The sequence below is a fragment of the Paenisporosarcina sp. P4_E4_2 genome (assembly GCF_056401595.1).
This window is the reverse complement of record NZ_JBFUJC010000405.1, coordinates 1-2,567: the sequence shown is the minus strand read 5'-3', so window position 1 is coordinate 2,567 and position 2,567 is coordinate 1. Positions and strand designations below refer to the sequence as shown.

Here is a 2,567-nt window from a genome sequence, read left to right as displayed (position 1 = left end):
TTAAATAATCAGTATCATCAATGAAATCAAAAATTTCTTTTTGATCCCATGTATGGTTCCCCATCGTCACAACGTCGACTCCCATATAAAGCAAATCTTGAAATATCTTTTGAGTTATGCCTCGACCTGCTGCAGCATTTTCGCCATTTGCAATGACCACGTCTGGTTGATATTTTCTTTTCAATCTTGGTAAATAATCTTCTACTGCATCGCGACCAATCGATCCAACGATGTCTCCAATAAATAATACTTTCATTTTCATTCCTTCTTTCATTTCCGTTGGCTCTGCTGTTGGTTGTTGATATTCCGCAAAACGGCTATCACCTTATTGGTGAATATTTCTTTAATGTAAGAATATCCTAAAAAACTTTTACTATCATAAAAAGTAAAAAAAGGCCTCAGATCGAAGCCCTTTTTACTTATTTAGCGTATTCAACGGCGCGAGTTTCTCGAATGACCGTTACTTTAATATGACCAGGGTAATCCAGTTCTTCTTCAATTCGTTTACGGATATCACGTGCCAAACGATGTGCTGTAATATCATCAATTTGTTCCGGACGAACCATAATGCGAATTTCGCGACCTGCTTGAATGGCAAATGATTTCTCAACACCATCATATGACTCTGAAATTTCTTCCAGCTTCTCAAGACGACGAATGTAATTTTCTAACGTTTCACTACGTGCACCAGGACGTGCTGCTGACAATGCATCGGCTGCGGCTACTAACACTGCAATAACAGATGTTGCTTCTGTATCCCCATGATGGGAAGCGATACTGTTAATGACGACTGGATGCTCTTTATACTTCGTAGCAAGTTCCACACCAATTTCAACGTGGCTACCTTCCACTTCGTGGTCGATTGCTTTCCCGATATCGTGTAGAAGTCCTGCACGACGTGCAAGTGTTACATCCTCGCCAAGTTCAGCTGCAAGCAATCCAGCTAAAAATGCCACTTCTTTTGAGTGCTTCAGGACGTTTTGACCATAACTCGTGCGGTAACGCATCCGACCCATGATTTTAATTAAATCTGGATGTAAATTATGAATGCCAATATCAAATGTCGTTTGTTCACCGATTTCACGAATTTGTTCATCAACTTCTCGTCTTGATTTTTCGACCATTTCTTCAATACGTGCCGGGTGAATACGTCCATCTTGCACTAATTTTTCAAGTGCGAGACGTGCTGTTTCACGACGAATCGGATCAAAACCAGAAAGAATAACTGCTTCAGGTGTATCATCGATTATTAAATCGATACCTGTCAATGTTTCGAGAGTTCGAATATTTCGACCTTCTCGTCCAATGATGCGGCCTTTCATTTCATCATTTGGCAAGTTTACGACTGATACAGTCGTTTCTGCTACATGGTCTGCCGCGAAGCGTTGTAGAGCTATTGACAAGATTTCACGTGCTTTCTTGTCTGACTCTTCTTTCGCACGCGTTTCGGATTCTTTCGTCATAACTGCGATGTCCGTTGCTAATTCATTTTCTACTTGCTGTAGAATGATGCCTTTCGCTTCTTCACGTGTTAATGCAGAAATGCGTTCAAGTTCTGTTTGTTGTTTGGCAACTAATTCTGCCACTCTGCTTTCCATCTGCTCGATATGCTGTTGTCTCTCAGTCAGAGCGTCATCTTTACGCTCTAGACCCGCTTCTCTTTTGTTAAGAGCATCATCCTTACGGTCAAGGTTTTCTTCTCTTTGCAAGTACCGATTTTCCTGTTTTTGCAGTTCAGATCGGCGTTCACGGATGTCAGATTCTGCTTCAGATCTCAATTTGTGAGTTTCATCTTTTGCTTCTAGTAATGCTTCTTTTTTAAGAGCTTCCGCTTCTCGCTTCGCTTCGTCTACGATAAGCACCGCAGACTGCTTCGCACCAGTCACTTTTGAATCGTTCACATTTTTAATTAAAATATAGCTAACAACGGCACCGACGATAAGACCAAGCAAAGCGGAGATGAGTACTGTTTCAATCATTTGAACACCTCCTCTTGCTATTTCATTTTCATGTTCAGTCGGCTCATATATGGAGTCATCCACAATACTGCCAAATGGTTTCATTTAAGAGATTATACAAGTTTAATTGTATAGATGTAAAAATACTCTGTCAAGGATTCACGAGTGTCCTTAAAGGAAAATAGCCTGCCGATTTTTACGGCAGGCTACTACTTAAATCTTATTTTTCATCTAGTAATAACTCAAACTCTTCATCTTCTTCTTCCTCATGAGCTGCAATTGTGTAAGCTGTGGCCATCATGCCATAAGCTGCACGGATTTTTTGAGCAATCTCATTACGTGTTGAAGGATTATCTTTAAGGAATTGTTTTGCATTTTCGCGTCCTTGGCCTAAACGATCATCGTTATATGCATACCAAGAACCGCTCTTGTTCACGATGTCCATTTCGACTCCTAAATCAACGATTTCACCTTCACGTGAAATCCCTTGTCCATACATAACATCGACTTCCGCAGTACGGAATGGAGGTGCTACTTTGTTTTTAACGACTTTAATTTTCGTTTTGTTCCCCATGAAATCGTTACCCGACTTGATGGCTTCTGCACGAC

The 2,567-nt window shown here is 40.7% G+C and carries 2 protein-coding genes and 1 pseudogene; all 3 read right to left on the bottom strand.

The annotated features are described in order from the left end of the window. Positions 1 to 256, bottom strand: a 256-nt coding sequence (locus AC1DSB_RS17850) for a YmdB family metallophosphoesterase (protein WP_477587260.1), incomplete at its 3' end; no start/stop codon positions are given. 163 nt (positions 257 to 419) lie between these two features. Beyond that, positions 420 to 1,979: a ribonuclease Y gene (gene rny, locus AC1DSB_RS17845; protein WP_016427567.1), complete on the bottom strand. Its 1,560-nt coding sequence runs from the start codon at positions 1,977 to 1,979 to the stop codon at positions 420 to 422. Between the two features lie 199 nt (positions 1,980 to 2,178). Next, positions 2,179 to 2,567, bottom strand: a pseudogene (locus tag AC1DSB_RS17840) (recombinase RecA); the annotation flags it as partial.

Coding starts and splice junctions, on each gene's coding strand:
- rny (WP_016427567.1), bottom strand. CDS start 1,979: ATGATTGAAACAGTACTCATCTCCGCTTTGCTTGGTCTTATCGTCGGT.